1 protein-coding gene and 1 pseudogene are annotated in these 2,171 nt (G+C 49.2%); both read left to right on the plus strand.

What is annotated here, in order from left to right:
• The first annotated feature begins 71 nt into the window (after positions 1-71).
• Positions 72-1,337, plus strand: a complete 1,266-nt coding sequence (mobB, locus tag QGT73_RS17210; protein ID WP_280123243.1) for a conjugal transfer protein MobB — start codon at positions 72-74, stop codon at positions 1,335-1,337.
• A 28-nt stretch (positions 1,338-1,365) separates the two neighbouring features.
• Positions 1,366-2,055: pseudogene (locus QGT73_RS17215) on the plus strand (YWFCY domain-containing protein); the annotation flags it as partial.
• Positions 2,056-2,171 lie beyond the last annotated feature (116 nt).

Raw genomic sequence — 2,171 nt, forward strand, 5'->3', positions numbered from 1 at the left:
AATGGAGAGCCGGATACGCTGAAAGGTGTAAGTCCGGTTCGGGGGCAGACTCGGGGAAACCTACCGCAGAAATGCGGCAAGGCGCCCCGGTGTCGAGCCTACAGATAAACAAGGAGAAAGGCAGGTTGCTCGACACCAACAAAATCTTCAACGACGGAACAGGGACTGTCAACATACACCGTGCGTTTGAGGATTTCAAGCGGTGGATGCCTGCCAATTCCAAAGCCGAAAAGACGATGATGCACATATCGCTCAATCCGCACCCTGATGACCGGCTTTCTGATGTTGACTTTGCCCAACTTGCCCACGAGTATATGGAAAAGATGGGGTTCGGCGATATGCCTTATCTTGTATTCAAACACGAGGACATAGACCGCCACCATATCCATATCGTGGCTCTGAGAGTAAGACCTGACGGCACCTGCATATCCGACCGCAACAACTTTTACAAGAGCAAGGATATATGCCGTGAGCTTGAAAAGAAGTATGGACTGAAACCGGCGGAGCGTCAGAAAATCACAGCGGATATGCCTATAAAAAAGATTGATCCTAACGGCGACATAAAGCGACAGGTCGCCAATACGGTCAAAATGGTGGGTATGCGTTGGAAATTCCAGAGCATGGGAGAATATAATGCCATACTCGGACTATATAATGTGAGGTGTGAGCAGACTGACGGCAGAGTCAACGGACGCGAATATCACGGACTTGTCTATTTTGCCACTGATGACAACGGCAACACAATCGCCACTCCATTCAAGGCTTCACGCCTCGGCAAGTTCGCCAGCCGCACTGCCATTGACAACCGGTTTGAACGTGCAAAAGACAAGATTGACATCAAGCCGACCAAGAGAATGGTTGCCGAGGCTATGGCTTCCGCCTCCGGCAAAGATGATTTCATCGCAGGACTGAAGGAGAGGAATATCGACCTTGTTCTCCGCTACACTGAGGACGGACGGATTTATGGAGCGACGTTCATAGACCACAATACTATGACGGTTCTCAACGGTTCCCGCATCGGCAAGGAGTTCTCCGCAAACGCCCTGCAAAGGTGGTTCGACAATCCGGAACAGAAGCCTGTGCAGAATATGTCGGATATTACCGCACCCGATAGAGATACGGATGCACGCAATGACGGGCAAGCATCAGATGACACTGCCCAGTCCGCAAGTCAGCAGAATAAGCAGAGTGGTCGCAACAACGACTATGACGATATTCCCTCATTGCCCGAACTTGACTTGTTCCATGTCGGCCCCGGCTTTGATGCCGAGGAGGAAGCGTTCTACCGTGCCATGCAGCGGCGCAAGAAGAAAAAACGTCGCGGACCAAAATTATAATTACTAATCTCCAAACAAATTTTGATTTATGAGTCAACAGGAAGATGACCTCCGGGCATTGGCTAAAATCATGGACTTGCTCCGTGCTTTGAGCATAATACTCGTGGTCGCAAACATCTATTGGTTCTGTCAGCAGATGGTATCGGGCTGGCAGTTCCATACCGAAACAATGAAGATACTCCGCAACCTCGACGATGCGGGCAAACTGTTCCATAACCCGTGGATTTCAAAATGGTGGACTTTGCTGTTCCTCGGACTTTCATGCGTGGGTACGAAAGGCGTGAAGAACGAGAAAGTTCAATGGATCCATATCTGGATTTTCCTCAGTGCGGGAGCCGCCTTGTTCTTCCTCAACTGGTGGATGCCGTCTATTGGCTGGGTGTTCCCGTACATTCTGACCACTGTGATAGGTTATGTCCTGATGCTTGTCGGCGGAGTGTATATGAGCCGGCTTTTGAAGAACAATATGATGGACGACCGTTTCAATGACGAAAACGAGAGCTTCATGCAGGAAACACGCCTGCTTACGAATGACTATTCCATCAACCTTCCCACAAAATTCTACTACAAAAAACGGTGGAACGAGGGGTGGATAAACATTGTCAATCCATTCAGAGCGACAATCGTTCTCGGCACTCCCGGTTCCGGTAAGTCATACGCTGTTGTCAACAACTTCATCAAACAGATGATCGAGAAAGGGTACTCACTTTATGTCTATGGTGCGCCAGTCAAGGTAGTGTCTTAATAGTCCCTTTGGCAAGGATTAGGCAAGTGTTCTTTGAAAATGACCTATCATCACCGACTTATCTGTCCAACGAAAGACGGCAGGGAGTG

It is taken from the genome of Duncaniella muricolitica (genome assembly GCF_910574735.1).
GTDB lineage: Bacteria > Bacteroidota > Bacteroidia > Bacteroidales > Muribaculaceae > Duncaniella > Duncaniella muricolitica.

What these genes read in the sequence shown, in the direction of transcription:
- mobB (WP_280123243.1), top strand. Translation starts at nt 72, where the DNA reads ATGCGGCAAGGCGCCCCGGTGTCGAGCCTACAGATAAACAAGGAGAAA.